15 protein-coding genes and 1 pseudogene are annotated in these 15714 nt (G+C 59.2%); 8 read left to right on the forward strand and 8 right to left on the reverse strand.

Annotated features, from left to right (window positions below; genetic code table 11):
- Positions 1 to 151 precede the first annotated feature (151 nt).
- From CE636_RS14135 to trmL, 5 genes are all read left to right on the forward strand, one after another.
- Entirely contained in the window at positions 152 to 514 is a 363-nt protein-coding gene (locus tag CE636_RS14135) for a YibL family ribosome-associated protein (RefSeq protein WP_002922410.1), read from the forward strand.
- A gap of 283 nt (positions 515 to 797) precedes the next feature.
- On the forward strand, positions 798 to 2453 hold the full coding sequence (gene lldP, locus CE636_RS14140; RefSeq protein ID WP_004205040.1) for an L-lactate permease: 1656 nt from the start codon (positions 798 to 800) through the stop codon (positions 2451 to 2453).
- Positions 2450 to 3223, forward strand: a complete 774-nt coding sequence (lldR, locus tag CE636_RS14145) for a transcriptional regulator LldR (RefSeq protein WP_004205041.1) — start codon at positions 2450 to 2452, stop codon at positions 3221 to 3223. The genes lldP and lldR overlap by 4 nt, the downstream gene beginning before the upstream one ends.
- Positions 3223 to 4407, forward strand: coding sequence for an FMN-dependent L-lactate dehydrogenase LldD (gene lldD / locus CE636_RS14150; protein ID WP_004205042.1), 1185 nt, complete (start codon positions 3223 to 3225; stop codon positions 4405 to 4407). The genes lldR and lldD overlap by 1 nt, the downstream gene beginning before the upstream one ends.
- Before the next feature lie 248 nt (positions 4408 to 4655).
- Positions 4656 to 5129: a tRNA (uridine(34)/cytosine(34)/5-carboxymethylaminomethyluridine(34)-2'-O)-methyltransferase TrmL gene (trmL, locus tag CE636_RS14155; RefSeq protein ID WP_004205043.1), complete on the forward strand. Its 474-nt coding sequence runs from the start codon at positions 4656 to 4658 to the stop codon at positions 5127 to 5129.
- A gap of 102 nt (positions 5130 to 5231) precedes the next feature.
- Here the strand turns inward: trmL and cysE are convergent, their stop codons facing one another.
- From cysE to CE636_RS14180, 5 genes are all read right to left on the reverse strand, one after another.
- The gene (gene cysE / locus CE636_RS14160) at positions 5232 to 6053 is read right to left on the reverse strand and encodes a serine O-acetyltransferase (protein ID WP_002922426.1); all 822 of its coding nucleotides are present in this window, start codon (positions 6051 to 6053) and stop codon (positions 5232 to 5234) included.
- 73 nt (positions 6054 to 6126) lie between these two features.
- Complete coding sequence (gpsA, locus tag CE636_RS14165; RefSeq protein ID WP_004205045.1) at positions 6127 to 7146, reverse strand: NAD(P)H-dependent glycerol-3-phosphate dehydrogenase; 1020 nt, start codon at positions 7144 to 7146, stop codon at positions 6127 to 6129.
- Positions 7146 to 7613: a protein-export chaperone SecB gene (gene secB / locus CE636_RS14170; protein WP_002922428.1), complete on the reverse strand. Its 468-nt coding sequence runs from the start codon at positions 7611 to 7613 to the stop codon at positions 7146 to 7148. The genes gpsA and secB overlap by 1 nt, the downstream gene beginning before the upstream one ends.
- A 60-nt stretch (positions 7614 to 7673) precedes the next feature.
- Positions 7674 to 7925, reverse strand: coding sequence for a glutaredoxin 3 (grxC, locus tag CE636_RS14175; protein WP_017900040.1), 252 nt, complete (start codon positions 7923 to 7925; stop codon positions 7674 to 7676).
- 104 nt (positions 7926 to 8029) lie between these two features.
- Positions 8030 to 8461 (reverse strand): rhodanese-like domain-containing protein, encoded by a 432-nt coding sequence (locus CE636_RS14180; RefSeq protein WP_004205046.1) that lies wholly within the window; start codon positions 8459 to 8461, stop codon positions 8030 to 8032.
- A 245-nt stretch (positions 8462 to 8706) separates the two neighbouring features.
- Here CE636_RS14180 and gpmM point away from each other — a divergent pair, with 245 nt between their 5' ends.
- Genes gpmM through CE636_RS14195 form a run of 3 tightly spaced genes read left to right on the forward strand, consistent with a single transcriptional unit; the run spans position 8707 to position 12492 of the window.
- On the forward strand, positions 8707 to 10251 hold the full coding sequence (gpmM, locus tag CE636_RS14185; protein ID WP_017900041.1) for a 2,3-bisphosphoglycerate-independent phosphoglycerate mutase: 1545 nt from the start codon (positions 8707 to 8709) through the stop codon (positions 10249 to 10251).
- A gap of 9 nt (positions 10252 to 10260) precedes the next feature.
- On the forward strand, positions 10261 to 11532 hold the full coding sequence (gene envC, locus CE636_RS14190) for a murein hydrolase activator EnvC (RefSeq protein ID WP_004205048.1): 1272 nt from the start codon (positions 10261 to 10263) through the stop codon (positions 11530 to 11532).
- A 3-nt stretch (positions 11533 to 11535) separates the two neighbouring features.
- Positions 11536 to 12492, forward strand: a complete 957-nt coding sequence (locus tag CE636_RS14195; RefSeq protein ID WP_017900042.1) for a divergent polysaccharide deacetylase family protein — start codon at positions 11536 to 11538, stop codon at positions 12490 to 12492.
- A 5-nt stretch (positions 12493 to 12497) separates the two neighbouring features.
- On the opposite strand, the gene CE636_RS14200 is transcribed toward CE636_RS14195, so the two are convergent.
- The 3 genes and pseudogenes from CE636_RS14200 to kbl all read right to left on the reverse strand — a co-directional run bounded on the left by CE636_RS14200 (position 12498) and on the right by kbl (position 15687).
- Complete coding sequence (locus CE636_RS14200) at positions 12498 to 13286, reverse strand: glycosyltransferase family 2 protein (protein WP_017900043.1); 789 nt, start codon at positions 13284 to 13286, stop codon at positions 12498 to 12500.
- Between the two features lie 169 nt (positions 13287 to 13455).
- Positions 13456 to 14481 (reverse strand): annotated as a pseudogene (tdh, locus tag CE636_RS14205) (L-threonine 3-dehydrogenase).
- Positions 14482 to 14493: 12 nt separating this feature from the next.
- Positions 14494 to 15687, reverse strand: coding sequence for a glycine C-acetyltransferase (gene kbl / locus CE636_RS14210; RefSeq protein ID WP_017900044.1), 1194 nt, complete (start codon positions 15685 to 15687; stop codon positions 14494 to 14496).
- Between the last annotated feature and the right edge of the window lie 27 nt (positions 15688 to 15714).

The following is a 15714-nucleotide window of genomic DNA, read 5'->3' on the forward strand; positions in this document are numbered from 1 at the left end:
GAATATTAATAAAATTCAAATTATTAGCAGGTGCAGGTATCGTATTCTGACGGCGATTAACGGCGAATTTTTGATAAATAGCTATCAACAATAGCGGTCACGGCACATACTATAGGCGAATGAAGCCCCTTTATTAACAGATCAAATCACCATGAAAGAAGTCGAAAAGAATGAAATCAAACGTCTGAGCGATCGTCTCGACGCCATCCGCCACCAGCAGGCCGAGCTGTCGCTGGTGGAAGCCGCCGATAAATACGCTGAGCTGGAAAAAGAAAAAGCCACTCTGGAAACGGAGATTGAACGTCTGCGTTCCGTCCAGAGCCAGAAGCTGAGCAAAGAGGCGCAAAAGCTGATGAGCCTGCCGTTCCGTCGCGCGATTACCAAAAAAGAGCAGGCCGATATGGGCAAGCTGAAGAAAAGCGTCCGCGGCCTGGTGGTCGTCCATCCGATGACCGCCCTGGGCCGGGAAATGGGTCTGAAAGAGATGACCGGTTTCGCCCGCAGCGAATTCTAATCCCCAGCCCTCTCCGTCCGGAGAGGGTTATTCTGTCCTACCGCCACCCTTTTTCGTCCCCTGCTGGCAGATTGGTCCAACCAATAAATTCATCTACCCCCCAGCAGTTCACAAATCCATCAAAATGCATCACAAACCCGTTGCCTAAGAGTAACATCTGGTTAACCATTCGTTGTCATCAACCCTGCTATCCCTAATTGGCCGGGCCAATTTTACCTAAGACGGATTCGGCAATGAGCGCAGACTCAGCCCACTCGTCCTGGCGGCCCGATGGAGACCCTGCATGAATCTCTGGCAACAAAACTACGATCCCGCCGGTAATATCTGGTTATCCAGTCTTATCGCATCGCTACCGATTCTGTTTTTCTTTTTTGCGCTGATTAAGCTCAAACTGAAAGGCTATCTCGCCGCTACCTGGACCGTTGCGATCGCCCTGGCCGTCGCATTGCTGTTCTATAAAATGCCGGTGGACCGCGCCCTGGCCTCGGTAGTGTATGGCTTCTTCTACGGACTGTGGCCCATCGCGTGGATTATTATCGCCGCGGTCTTTGTCTATAAAATCTCGGTGAAGACCGGACAGTTCGACATTATCCGCTCGTCGATCCTGTCGATTACGCCTGACCAACGCCTGCAGATGCTGATCGTCGGATTCTCGTTCGGCGCCTTTCTCGAAGGGGCAGCGGGGTTTGGCGCGCCGGTGGCGATTACCGCGGCGCTGCTGGTCGGACTCGGGTTTAACCCGCTGTATGCGGCTGGTCTGTGCCTGATCGTCAACACCGCGCCGGTGGCCTTCGGCGCGATGGGCATCCCAATCCTGGTGGCCGGCCAGGTAACCGGTATCGACAGCTTCGCCATCGGCCAGATGGTGGGCCGTCAGCTGCCGTTCCTGACCATTATCGTGCTGTTCTGGATCATGGCCATCATGGATGGCTGGCGGGGCATCAAAGAGACCTGGCCGGCGGTGATGGTCGCAGGCGGCTCGTTCGCTATCGCCCAGTACCTCAGCTCTAACTTCCTTGGCCCGGAGCTGCCGGACATCATCTCATCGCTGGTCTCCCTGGTCTGCCTGACCCTGTTCCTCAAACGCTGGCAGCCGGTGCGCATCTTCCGCTTTGGCGACATCGGCGCCTCGCAGGTGGATATGACGCTGGCCCGCACGCGCTACACCGCAGGACAAGTGATCCGCGCCTGGTCGCCGTTCCTGTTCCTGACCGCCACCGTAACCCTGTGGAGCGTGCCGCCGTTCAAAGCGCTGTTCGCACCGGGCGGCGCGATGTATGACTTCGTCATCAATTTTTCGGTGCCGTTCCTCGACAAAATGGTCGCCCGCATGCCGCCGGTGGTCAGCGCCGCGACGCCTTACGCCGCCATCTATAAGTTTGACTGGCTGTCGGCAACCGGCACCGCCATTCTGTTCGCCGCCCTGCTGTCCATCGTCTGGCTGCGTATGAAGCCGAAAGACGCGCTGACCACCTTCGCCGGGACGCTGAAGGACCTGGCGCTGCCGATCTACTCTATCGGCATGGTGCTGGCGTTCGCCTTTATCTCCAACTACTCCGGGCTGTCGTCAACCCTGGCCCTGGCGCTGGCCCATACCGGCCACGCGTTTACCTTCTTCTCGCCGTTCCTGGGCTGGCTGGGGGTATTCCTGACCGGTTCTGACACCTCGTCTAACGCCCTGTTCGCCGCGCTGCAGGCAACGGCGGCGCAGCAGATTGGCGTCTCCGATATCCTGCTGGTCGCGGCCAATACCACCGGCGGCGTCACCGGCAAGATGATTTCCCCACAGTCGATCGCCATCGCCTGCGCCGCGGTTGGCCTGGTGGGTAAAGAGTCGGATCTGTTCCGCTTTACCGTCAAACACAGCCTGATCTTCACCTGTATGGTGGGCCTGATCACCACGCTGCAGGCCTACGTTTTAACCTGGATGATCCCGTGATAGTGATGCCTAAACGCCTGGCCGACGATGTAGCCCGTCGCGTCCGGGCGCTGATTGAAGAACAACAGCTGGAGGCGGGCATGCGACTGCCCGCCGAGCGTCAGCTCGCCGCTCAGCTCGGCGTCTCGCGCAATTCCCTGCGCGAAGCGCTGGCGATGCTGGTCAATGAAGGGGTACTGCTGAGCCGTCGAGGCGGCGGCACTTTCGTCCGCTTTCAGCATGAACCGTGGTCGGAGCAAAACATCGTCCAGCCGCTGAAGACGCTACTAGCCGATGACCCTGACTACAGCTTCGACATCCTCGAGGCCCGCCACGCCATCGAAGCCAGCACCGCGTGGCACGCGGCGATGCGGGCCACCGACGCCGATAAAGAAAAAATTCGCCTGTGCTTTGAAGCGACCCAAAGCGAAGACCCGGATATCGCCTCGCAGGCGGACGTCCGCTTCCATCTGGCCATCGCCGAAGCCTCGCATAACGTGGTGCTCCTGCAAACCATGCGCGGCTTTTTCGACCTGCTGCACTCCTCCGTCAAGCAGAGCCGTCAGCGTATGTATCTGGTGCCGCCGGTATTTGCCCGCCTGACCGAACAGCACCAGGCCGTCATGGAGGCGATTGTCGCCGGCGACGCCGAGGCGGCGCGCCAGGCGATGATGGCCCACTTAGGCTTTGTCCACGCCACCATTAAACGTTTTGATGAAGACCAGGCCCGCCAGGCGCGAATTACCCGCCTGCCCGGCGATGCTATTGATAATTCCAGGGAGAATTCGTGATGATTATTTCCGCCGCCAGCGACTATCGCGCCGCCGCCCAGCGTATCCTGCCGCCTTTCCTGTTCCACTATATCGACGGCGGGGCTTACGCCGAACATACCCTGCGCCGCAACGTGGAAGATCTCTCCGACGTGGCGTTACGCCAGCGTATTCTGCGCAATATGTCGGACCTGAGCCTCGAGACCACCCTCTTCAACGAGAAGCTGGCGATGCCGACGGCGCTGGCGCCGGTGGGGCTGTGTGGGATGTACGCCCGCCGCGGCGAAGTGCAGGCCGCCGGCGCAGCGGATGACAAAGGTATTCCGTTTACCCTCTCCACCGTTTCCGTCTGCCCAATTGAAGAGGTCGCCCCGACCATCAAGCGGCCGATGTGGTTCCAGCTGTACGTTCTGCGCGACCGCGGCTTTATGCGCAATGCGCTGGAGCGCGCTAAGGCGGCGGGTTGTTCAACGCTGGTCTTTACCGTCGATATGCCGACCCCCGGCGCCCGCTACCGCGACGCCCATTCCGGCATGAGCGGCCCGAACGCCGCCCTGCGCCGCTACTGGCAGGCGGTCACCCATCCGCAGTGGGCATGGGACGTTGGCCTCAACGGCCGTCCGCACGATCTGGGGAATATCTCCGCCTATCTCGGCCAGCCGACCGGCCTGGAGGATTACATCGGCTGGCTGGCGAATAACTTCGATCCATCGATTTCATGGAAAGACCTCGAGTGGATCCGTGATTTCTGGGACGGTCCGATGGTGATCAAAGGGATCCTCGACCCGGAGGACGCCCGCGACGCGGTGCGCTTTGGCGCCGACGGCATTGTGGTCTCCAACCACGGCGGCCGCCAGCTTGACGGCGTGCTCTCCTCCGCTCGCGCCCTGCCGGCAATTGCCGACGCCGTGAAAGGCGACATTACCATTCTCGCCGACAGCGGCATCCGCAACGGTCTCGACGTCGTGCGGATGATCGCCCTGGGCGCCGACAGCGTACTGCTGGGCCGCGCTTACCTGTACGCCCTGGCGACCCATGGCAAGCAGGGGGTGGCGAATCTGCTGAATCTAATCGAGAAAGAGATGAAGGTGGCGATGACCCTGACCGGCGCGAAAACCATCGCGGACATTAGCCGTGATTCGCTGGTGCAGAACGCGGAGGCGCTGCAGACCTTCGATGCGCTGAAGCAGCATAACGCGGCATAAGCTGCGCCGTTGTGCTCTCTCTCCTCACCCTCTCCGTCAGGGAGAGGGAACCGTCCGGCAGCCAGGCTAGCGGTAGCGTTCGCCTTAACCTCCGTCCAGGTAAAGTACCGAAGGTTGGGTGAGTCCTTTTACCCGCGTCCTCCGGCCCACCGACCGGCGCCGGTTTTCCCCCTCTCCCTCAGGGAGAGGGCCGGGGTGAGGGTTGACCAAATATCTGCTATTCTGCCCCCCGCAATTAAGGGGGCAGTATGCTGAACATCGTGTTATTCGAACCAGAGATCCCGCCGAACACCGGGAATATTATCCGCCTGTGCGCCAACACGGGCTTCAGTCTGCATATCATTGAGCCCATGGGCTTCACCTGGGACGATAAGCGCCTGAGACGCGCCGGACTGGACTATCACGAGTTCACCGCCGTGCAGCGCCACGCCGATTACGCGGCGTTTCTCGCCAGCGCACAGCCGCAGCGCCTGTTCGCCCTGACGACCAAAGGAACCCCGGCGCACAGCGCGGTCAGCTATCAGGATGGCGATTTCTTGATGTTTGGTCCGGAAACCCGCGGTCTGCCGGCGAGCATTCTGGATGCCCTGCCGCCGGAGCAGAAAATTCGGATTCCGATGATGCCGGACAGCCGCAGCATGAACCTGTCGAATGCGGTGTCGGTGGTGGTGTATGAGGCCTGGCGGCAGCTGGGGTATCCCGGCGCGGTGCTGCGCAGCTAGCCTGAGCGATTCCCGGATTGCAGCGCAAGGAGCCTTATCCGGGCGACAGGCTGGCGGGATGAGATCGTAGGCCCGGTAAGCGCAGCGCCACCGGGCAAGACGTTAAATCCCGTCGCCGTACTCGAAAGTGTGGTGAATACCGTTGAAATGCTGATCCATATCCATCGCCGGCTTATCGCTCTCCGGCTTGCCGACGATGCGCGCAGGAACACCTGCGGCGGTGGTATGCGGCGGCACCGGCTGCAGCACCACTGAGCCTGCGCCGATTTTTGCCCCACGCCCGACTTCGATATTGCCGAGGATCTTCGCTCCGGCGCCAATCATCACGCCTTCGCGAATTTTCGGGTGACGGTCGCCGCTGGTTTTACCGGTACCGCCGAGGGTGACCGACTGCAGAATAGAGACGTCATCCTCAATCACCGCCGTTTCACCAACCACAATACCGGTGGCGTGGTCGAGCATGATCCCGCGGCCGATTTTCGCCGCCGGGTGGATATCCACCTGGAAAGAGACGGAGACCTGGTTTTGCAGGAAAATCGCCAGCGCGCGCCGGCCCTGCGTCCACAGCCAGTGGCCGATACGATAGGCCTGCAGAGCATGGAAACCCTTCAGATAGAGCAGCGGCGTGGAGTATTTATCCACCGCCGGGTCACGCGTGCGCACCGCCTGAATATCGCAGGCGGCGGAGGCGATCATTTCCGGGTCGGCGGCGTAGGCTTCTTCCACCACTTCGCGAATGGCGATCGCCGGCATAATCGGGGAAGCCAGCTTGTTGGCCAACATATAGCTCAGTGCGCTGCCCAGATTTTCATGCTTGAGTAACGTTGCGTGGTAAAAACTGGCGAGCATTGGCTCACAGTCAGCCAGAGCCCGGGCTTCGGCTTTAATATTATTCCAGACGATATCCAGTTCTTCACACGGCATTGCATACTCCAGGCGATATGGTAATGACCTGCCAGTTCTGCGCTGGCAGGGTCATTCAGGTGACAAAGGAAAGCTAATTGCTGCTGCGCTCGTCCTTGCGGGCGCGACCCAATAAGGTCAATGCTGCCTCGCGCGCAATTTTTCCGCAATACAATACCTGATAAATTTCCTCGGTTATTGGCATTTCGACACCTAAACGCTGTGCCAGAACGCGAACTTCCTTGGTATTGCGGTAGCCTTCAACCACCTGGCCAATCTTTTCCTGGGCGCTTTGCACGTCCATCCCCTGGCCGAGCATCATGCCGAAGCGACGGTTACGGGACTGGTTGTCGGTGCAGGTGAGCACCAGGTCACCGAGGCCGGCCATCCCCATAAAGGTTTCCGGGTCGGCGCCCAGCGCCGCGCCAAGGCGAGACATTTCCACCAGGCCACGGGTAATCAGCGCCGTCCGCGCATTGGCGCCGAAGCCGATGCCGTCCGACATCCCCGCCCCGATGGCGATGACGTTTTTCACCGCGCCGCCGAGTTGTACGCCGATAAAGTCCGGGTTGATGTAGACGCGGAAGCTCTTGCCGCAGTGCAGCAGGTGCTGCAGATCCTCGGCAAACTGCGGATCCGTCGCCGCCAGCGAAATCGCCGTCGGCAGGCCGGCGGCCAGCTCTTTGGCGAAGGTTGGCCCGGAGATCACCGCCAGCGGGATATCATCGCCCAGCGCTTCACGCGCCACGTCCTGCAGCAGACGACCGGTTTCGGCCTCAAGGCCTTTGGTCGCCCACACCAGACGCGCGTCAGGACGCATCAGCGGTTTAATCTGGCGTAACACCTGACCAAACACATGGCTTGGCACCACCACCAGAATATCGCGGCTGGCGGCCAGCGCGGTGGCCAGGTCGCTTTCAAGATGCAGCGTATCCGGGAAAGGCACATCGGGAAGGAACGCGGCGTTGCAGCGATCGTGTTGCAGCGTCGCGATATGTTTCGGGTCATGGCCCCAGAGCACAACGTGGTGGCCATTTCTTGCCAGGGTGATGGCAAGAGCGGTGCCGTAAGAGCCGGCACCGATCACAGTCATTGCAGCATTAAGTGCGTTCATCAGGCATCCTGATGTTGTTCAGCACCTTCGCCAGCCTGCTGCTGCAGATAGTTCATAAACAGCGCGTCGAAGTTCACTGGCGCAAGGTTAAGTTGCGGGAAGGTACCGCGGGAAACCAGGCTGGTGATGCACTCGCGCGCGTACGGGAACAGAATGTTCGGGCAGTATGCGCCAAGGCAGTGCGCCATCTGGGTGCCTTCGATGCCGTCGATGGAGAAAATACCGCCCTGCTGTACTTCGCAGAGGAACGCGGTCTCTTCGCCCAGAGCGGCGGTCACGGTTACACGCAGCACCACTTCATAAACGCCTTCAGCCAGCTGGGTGGAGGCGGTATCCAGATCAAGTTTAACTTCCGGCTGCCAGTCTTTCTGGAAAACTTGCGGCGCGTTCGGCGCTTCAAAAGAGATATCTTTGGTATAGATACGCTGGATCTGGAAGGTCATTTCGGTGCTGTTTTGTTCTGACATAGTAAAACCCTTTCGTGTTGTCCTTAAATACGCGCTTCCGGCAGGGAAAGCGCGCAAAAATTAGCGCAAGAGGGGATCAAGTCCACCACGTGAATCAAGCGCATACAAGTCGTCACAGCCGCCAATGTGCTGCGCATCAATAAAAATCTGCGGAACCGTCGTCCGTCCGCTGCGCTGGATCATCTCCTCACGCTTCGCGGCATCGCCATCGACCGGCAACTCATGGAACGTTACGCCTTTGCTGTTCAGCAGCGCTTTCGCGCGGATGCAGAACGGGCAGGTCGCTTTGGTGTAGATCTCAATATTGGCCATGACTTCACTCCTGTTATTACCCTGAGGGTTTTACGCCGCAGCCTGTGTTCCCCTCACGTCAGGCGCGACGGGGAAAACGCGGCGGCATCACCACGCGGGGTAAGTTATTTGCCGCGTACCAGAGGGAGGTTTTCGCCGCTCCAGCCAGCAATGCCCTCTTTCAGTACAAAGACTTTTTCAAACCCGGCTTTGTTCAGCGCGTTGGCTGGCTCTTGCGCCTGCATGCCGGAACCGTCTACCACAATAATGGGTTGCGATTTGTGTTTTTCCAACTCGCCGACGTTATTCGCTTTGATATCGCTGGGCAGCAGGTTGATGGCGCCGGCAATATGGCCTTTACGGAAATCGTCACGCTGACGCAGGTCGACCACTACCGCGTCTTCTTTATTGATAAGACGCGTCGCTTCACCACGGGTGATGACTTTAACTTTCGACATCAGGCCCTTGAAGGTGGTGAACAGCACCGCCCCCAGCAGCGCGATCCACGCGATGCTCAGAACAGGGTGACGGCCGATGAATTGCATAATTTCTTGCATGGGGGGTTACAACTCCCGACTAAGTGAGAAAAAAACCAGGAAAGGAGTATACCTGTGCCTTGCGGCAATTACAGCCAGTGAGCGCGATGTAATGTATTTTCTGCGGGCGGCGGCGAAAAAAAGCCGTTCTCGCTGACGCGCCGCGGACTGGCCGCTCCCTTTCTTTGATCTTTCACGGGGATTTAAACGATTCAGCTGTAGTAAAATTACGCAAAATTTCTGTCTTTGAGCATGAGGTTGTCGCAATGTCGGTTACTAAAAAACCTATGGTACTGGTGATTCTGGATGGCTACGGCTATCGCGAAGACCAACAGGATAACGCCATTTACAGCGCTAAAACGCCGGTAATGGACGCCCTGTGGGCCAAACGTCCGCATACCCTGATCGATGCATCCGGCCTGGAAGTTGGCCTGCCGGACCGTCAGATGGGGAACTCCGAAGTGGGTCACGTCAACCTGGGCGCCGGTCGTATCGTCTATCAGGACCTGACCCGTCTCGATGTGGAAATTAAAGAACGCACCTTCTTCGCCAACCCGGTACTGACCGCCGCGGTCGATAAAGCGGTTGCCGCCGGCAAAGCGGTACATATCATGGGTCTGATGTCGCCAGGCGGCGTCCACAGCCACGAAGATCACATCATGGCGATGGTGGAGCTGGCGGCAGAGCGCGGCGCTGAGAAGATCTACCTGCACGCCTTCCTCGACGGCCGTGATACGCCGCCGCGCAGCGCGGAAAAAACGCTGGCGACATTCGAAGCCAAATTTGCCGCGCTGGGCAAAGGCCGCATCGCGTCGCTCATCGGCCGCTACTACGCCATGGACCGCGACAACCGCTGGGATCGCGTTGAGCAGGCCTATGACCTGATGACCCTGGCGAAAGGCGAATTCCAGGCCGATACCGCCGTCGCCGGTCTGCAGGTTGCCTACGCCCGTGACGAAAACGACGAGTTCGTGAAAGCGACCGTAATCCGCGCCGCCGGCCAGGCCGATGCGGCGATGGAAGATGGCGATGCGCTGATCTTCATGAACTTCCGTGCTGACCGCGCGCGCGAAATCACCCGCGCCTTCGTCAACGCCGACTTCGACGGCTTTGCGCGTAAGAAAGTGGTTAACCTCGACTTCGTGATGCTCACCGAATATGCCGCCGACATCAAAGTCGCCTGCGCCTACCCGCCCGCCTCGCTGGCCAATACCTTCGGCGAGTGGATGGCCAAGCACGATAAAACCCAGCTGCGCATCTCCGAAACTGAAAAATACGCCCACGTCACCTTCTTCTTCAACGGCGGCGTAGAAGAGCCGTTCAAAGGCGAAGAGCGGATTCTGATTAATTCGCCGAAAGTAGCGACCTACGATCTGCAGCCGGAAATGAGCTCCGCCGAGCTGACCGAGAAACTGGTCGCGGCCATCAAAGGCGGCCAGTACGACACTATCATCTGTAACTACCCGAACGGCGATATGGTTGGCCATACCGGGGTGATGGAAGCAGCCGTAAAAGCCGTTGAAGCGCTGGATCACTGCATCGATCAGGTAGCGCAGGCGGTGGAATCCGTTGGCGGTCAGCTGCTGATCACCGCCGACCACGGTAACGCCGAGCAGATGCGCGACCCGGCCACCGGTCAGGCGCATACCGCCCACACTAACCTGCCGGTTCCGCTGATCTACGTCGGTAACAAAGCGGTTAAAGCGGTCAATGGCGGCAAACTTTCCGACATCGCCCCAACCATGCTGTCGCTGATGGGAATGGAAATCCCGCAAGAGATGACTGGCAAGCCGCTGTTCATCGTGGAATAATCCTTCCCCATGAGGGGAAAGGCGACGTATTCAACTACATGGATCGCAACGGCAGTTCGATCCGTCCTTTACGCCAGCGCGCTCAGCGCTGGCGTATTACTGTGCGCGTCATCTGCGCACGCCGACGATCGCGATCAGCTTAAGTCCATCCAGGCCGACATCGCCGCCAGGCAGCGGGCGATTAAGCAGCAGCAGCAGCAGCGCGCAAGCCTGCTCGCCCAGCTCAAAGCGCAGGAAGAAGCGATCGCCGCCGCGGCCCGCAAACTGCGCGAAACCCAGGACAACCTGAACCAGCTCAATAAGCAGATTGACGAAATGAACGCCTCTCTCGCCAAGCTGGAGCGCCAGCGCGCGTCTCAGGAGCGTAACCTCGCCGCGCAGCTTGACGCCGCGTTCCGCCAGGGGCCGCATACCGGCATCCAGATGGTGCTGAGCGGTGAAGAGGGCCAGCGCAATCAGCGGATGCAGGTCTACTTCAGCTATTTCAACCAGGCCCGTCAGGAAACCATCGCGGAACTGAAGAAAACGCGCGAAGAGATGGCGGTGCAAAAGTCGATGCTAGAAGAGAAGCAGAGCCAGCAGCAGACGCTGGTCTACGAGCAAAAAGCTCAGCAGGCGAAGCTGGAGCAGGCGCGTAACGAACGGAAAAAGACCCTTTCCGGACTGGAATCCTCCATTCAGCAAGGTCAGCAACAGTTAAGTGAATTGCGGGCTAACGAATCGCGCCTACGCGGTCGTATCGCCCAGGCGGAGGCTGCCGCCAAAGCCCGAGCCGATCGGGAAGCACGCGATGCGCAGGCGGTGCGCGACCGCCAGCAGGAAGCATCGCGCAAAGGCACCACCTATAAACCAACGGAAAGCGAGCGTTCGCTGATGTCACGCACCGGCGGACTGGGCTCGCCGCGCGGTCAGGCGTTCTGGCCGGTTCGCGGTCCGCTCCTTCATCGATATGGCGAACAGCTGCAAGGTGAACTACGTTGGAAAGGGATGGTTATCGCCGCGTCTGAAGGCACCGAAGTCAGAGCCATTGCCGATGGTCGGGTCATTCTGGCCGACTGGCTGCAGGGCTATGGTCTGGTGGTGGTGGTCGAGCATGGCAAAGGCGACATGAGCCTGTATGGCTATAACCAAAGCGCGCTGGTCAGCGTAGGTACGCAGGTGCGTGCCGGTCAGCCTATCGCGCTCGTAGGCAGCAGCGGCGGTCAGGGCCGTCCGTCGCTCTATTTCGAAATTCGCCGCCAGGGTCAGGCGGTCAATCCACAGCCGTGGTTGGGAAGATAAGTTTTGCTTCAATTTCGCGCAATTGCTCTTGCCGTAGCCGGTTCGCTGGCTCTGGCGGCGCCAGCGTTCGCTGGCAAACTCTCCATCGTTATTGACGATTTTGGCTACCGCCCGCAGACCGAAAATCAGGTGCTGGCGCTGCCGTCCACTATCTCCGTCGCCGTGCTGCCGAACGCGCCGCACGCCCGGGAAATGGCCACGAAAGCGCATAATCTGGGCCATGAAGTGCTCATCCACCTGCCGATGGCGCCGCTCAGCAAACAGCCGCTGGAAAAAGACACCCTGCGTCCCGAAATGAGCAGCGAGGAGATCGAGCGCATCATTCGCGAAGCTTACGGCAAAGTCCCCTACGCCGTCGGGCTGAATAACCATATGGGCAGCGCGATGACCTCCAACCTGTTTGGCATGCAGAAGGTGATGCAGGCCCTGGAGCGCTACAATCTCTATTTTCTCGACAGCGTGACCATCGGCAATACCCAGGCCATGCGCGCCGCGCAGGGCACCGGGGTGAAGGTGATTAAGCGCAAGGTGTTTCTTGACGATACGCAGAATGAAGCCGATATCCGCACCCAGTTCAACCGCGCCATCGCCCTGGCGCGGCGTAACGGTTCGGCGATAGCCATTGGCCATCCGCATCCGACGACGGTGCGGGTGCTGCAGCAGATGGTCTATAGCCTGCCGCCGGATATCACGCTGGTGCGCCCGAGCAGCCTGCTCAACGAGCCGCAGGTCGACAATTCGACGCCAAACTACACTCAGCCGCCCGCGCAACAAACGGCGCCGCAGCAGCAGAAGCCGCGTAATCCGTTCCACGGCGTGAAGTATTGCAAGCCGAAGCGCCCGCTGGAGCCCGTGAACGCCAGCCGCTTCTTCACTATCCTCAGCGACAGCATCAGCCAGAGCGCGCTGGTCCAGTACTATCGCCTCAAATGGCAGGGCTGGGACAATCCCGGCAACTAGACCACTCAGGGGTCCGTTCGCTTTTGCGCGACGGGCGCCTGGTTATCTTCGTGGGCGTACCACGCCTTAAAATATTTGAGAAAGCTGTAAAACGTGGCGTACAGGCCGGTGACCACGCCGACTTTGCCATAGCGCCACGCCCCGCTGAACAGATACCATTTAAAGAAAGCGCCAATGGCGCTGACAATCCCCCGCGCCAGCGAAGGTTTGATCTGCTGGTGCTTCACCAGTCGGGTGGTATAGCTGTTCAGCTTATTAAACACTTCATGCAGCGAATAAAAGGTGTCATGGCGTACAAAGCCCGGCAGCCTGACGGATCGCGCGTGTCCAACCACCTGGTCATCCACCGGCCGGTCGTTAAATCGCGCCTGCTGGCGGTTAAAGAGGCGCACCGGGTAATCCGGCGAGGAAATGGGGTAGATCGTCCGCACCTGCTTGCCGAGGACAAACCAGTAGCGCGGCAAACGCCAGGCGCATGCAGGGTCAGGCTCCTCCCCCGCTTTTAACGCCTGAATGGCCGACACGACGTCGTTATCAAGAATTTCATCGCTGTCCATGCACAGCACCCAGTCATGGCTGGCCAGCCCAATGGCATAGTTCATCTGCGCGCCGTGGGCTTTATAGGCATGGTGATGGACGGTGAGACCAAACTGCTGACAAATAGAGACCGTTTCGTCGGTGCTACCGGAGTCGACGACAATACACTCATCGGCCACCCTCAGCAGCGGGGGCAGCACCTCCATGAGCAGACGTGCAGAGTTACAGGTCAGTAAGCATACGGAGAGTTTAAGCATGATAGTTACAAAGTTAAACCGCGACTAAACACACTGTATAAGCGAATAACCGTAAAATCGATGTAGAAATTGTGCGCTTGATATTAAGCAGGCTAAAAATGTTATCCAAATCTAAATTAAGGCGCCCGCAGGCGCCTTTTTTGCTGGTTTTTACAACAGACCGGAGGCGTTATTCCCAGCTCAGAACCACTTTACCGGACTGGCCGGAGCGCATGGCGTCAAAACCCTTCTGGAAGTCGTCAATGCCGAAGCGGTGGGTGATGATCGGTGAAAGATCCAGACCAGACTGGATCAGCGCCGCCATCTTATACCAGGTTTCGAACATCTCGCGGCCGTAGATACCTTTGATAAACAGCCCTTTGAAGATGACCTTGGTCCAGTCGATGGACATATCCGACGGCGGGATACCCAGCATCGCGATACGGCCGCCGTGGTTCATGGTATCCAGCATGCTGCGAAACGCCGGCGGCGCGCCGGACATCTCCAGACCCACATCGAAACCTTCGGTCATCCCCAGCTCGACCATCACGTCATTGAGGTTCTCTTTCGCCACGTTCACCGCGCGAGTGACGCCCATTTTGCGCGCCAGCTCGAGACGGTACTCGTTAACGTCAGTGATCACCACATTACGCGCGCCGACGTGTTTCGCCACCGCCGCCGCCATCACGCCGATCGGGCCGGCGCCGGAGACCAGCACGTCTTCCCCCACCAGATCGAAGGAGAGCGCGGTGTGCACAGCGTTGCCGAACGGGTCGAAGATAGACGCCAGGTCATCAGAGATATTGTCGGGAATTTTAAAGGCGTTAAAGGCCGGGATCACCAGATACTCGGCAAAGCAGCCCGGGCGGTTGACGCCCACGCCAATGGTGTTGCGGCACAGGTGGGTACGGCCCGCGCGGCAGTTACGGCAGTGGCCGCAGGTGATATGCCCTTCGCCGGAGACGCGGTCGCCAATCTTAAAGCCGCGCACTTCCTGGCCAATCCCCACCACTTCGCCGACATATTCGTGCCCGACCACCATCGGTACCGGAATAGTCTTCTGCGACTACTCATCCCAGTTGTAGATGTGCACGTCGGTCCCGCAAATGGCGGTCTTGCGGATTTTAATCAGCAGATCGTTATGGCCGACTTCCGGTTCCGGTACGTCGGTCATCCAGATGCCTTCTTCCGCTTTCAGTTTGGATAACGCTTTCATCTCACACCCTTATTAGGCGATGACGCCCAGTTGTTTACCGATGCGGGTAAAGGCTTCCACCGCACGCTCAATTTGTTCAGGGGTATGCGCCGCCGACATCTGGGTGCGAATACGCGCCTGGCCTTTCGGTACCACCGGATAGAAGAAGCCGGTGACATAGATCCCTTCTTTCTGCAGCTCGCGGGCAAAGTTCTGCGCCACCACCGCTTCGCCCAGCATCACCGGAATGATGGCGTGGTCGGCGCCCGCCAGGGTGAAGCCTGCCGCGGTCATTTTTTCACGGAACAGACGCGCGTTGGCCCACAGGCGATCGCGCAGGTCTGCACCCTCTTCGACCATCTCCAGCACTTTGATGGAGGCGGCCACGATGGCCGGCGCCAGAGAGTTGGAGAACAGATACGGACGGGAACGCTGGCGCAGCCACTCGACCACCTCTTTGCGTGCGGCAGTGTAGCCGCCGGAGGCGCCGCCCAGCGCTTTACCCAGCGTGCCGGTGATAATGTCGACGCGACCCATCACGTCGCAGTATTCGTGGGAGCCGCGGCCGTTTTCGCCGACGAAGCCGACGGCGTGGGAGTCATCGACCATCACCAGCGCATCGTATTTATCCGCCAGATCGCATACGCCTTTCAGGTTGGCGATCACGCCGTCCATCGAGAAGACGCCGTCGGTGGCGATTAACACGTGACGCGCCCCGGCGTCGCGGGCTTCTTTCAGGCGCGCTTCCAGCTCCTGCATGTCGTTGTTGGCATAGCGGAAGCGTTTCGCTTTACACAGGCGTACGCCGTCGATGATAGAGGCATGGTTCAGGGCGTCGGAGATAATGGCGTCTTCCGGGCCGAGCAGCGTTTCAAACAGGCCGCCGTTGGCGTCGAAGCAAGAGGAGTAGAGGATCGCGTCTTCCATACCTAGGAAATCCGCCAGCTTCTTCTCCAGCTGCTTGTGCGTATCCTGGGTGCCGCAGATGAAGCGTACCGAGGCCATCCCGAAGCCGTGGCTGTCCATACCGGATTTCGCCGCGTCGATCAGCGCCGGGTGGTTGGCCAGACCCAGATAGTTATTGGCGCAGAAGTTAATCACGTGGCTATCGCCGACGGTAATGTCCGCCTGCTGCGCCGAGGTGATGATGCGCTCTTCTTTAAACAAGCCTTCGGCCCGAGCGGTCTCCAGATTGCTAGTTAACTGTTTGTAGAAATCACCACGCATTGCAACTCTCCAGATTCGGCAAAATTT

Origin of the sequence: Klebsiella sp. LY (assembly GCF_004010915.1) — a bacterium.
In the GTDB taxonomy this organism is placed as follows: Bacteria; Pseudomonadota; Gammaproteobacteria; order Enterobacterales; family Enterobacteriaceae; genus Klebsiella; species Klebsiella quasipneumoniae.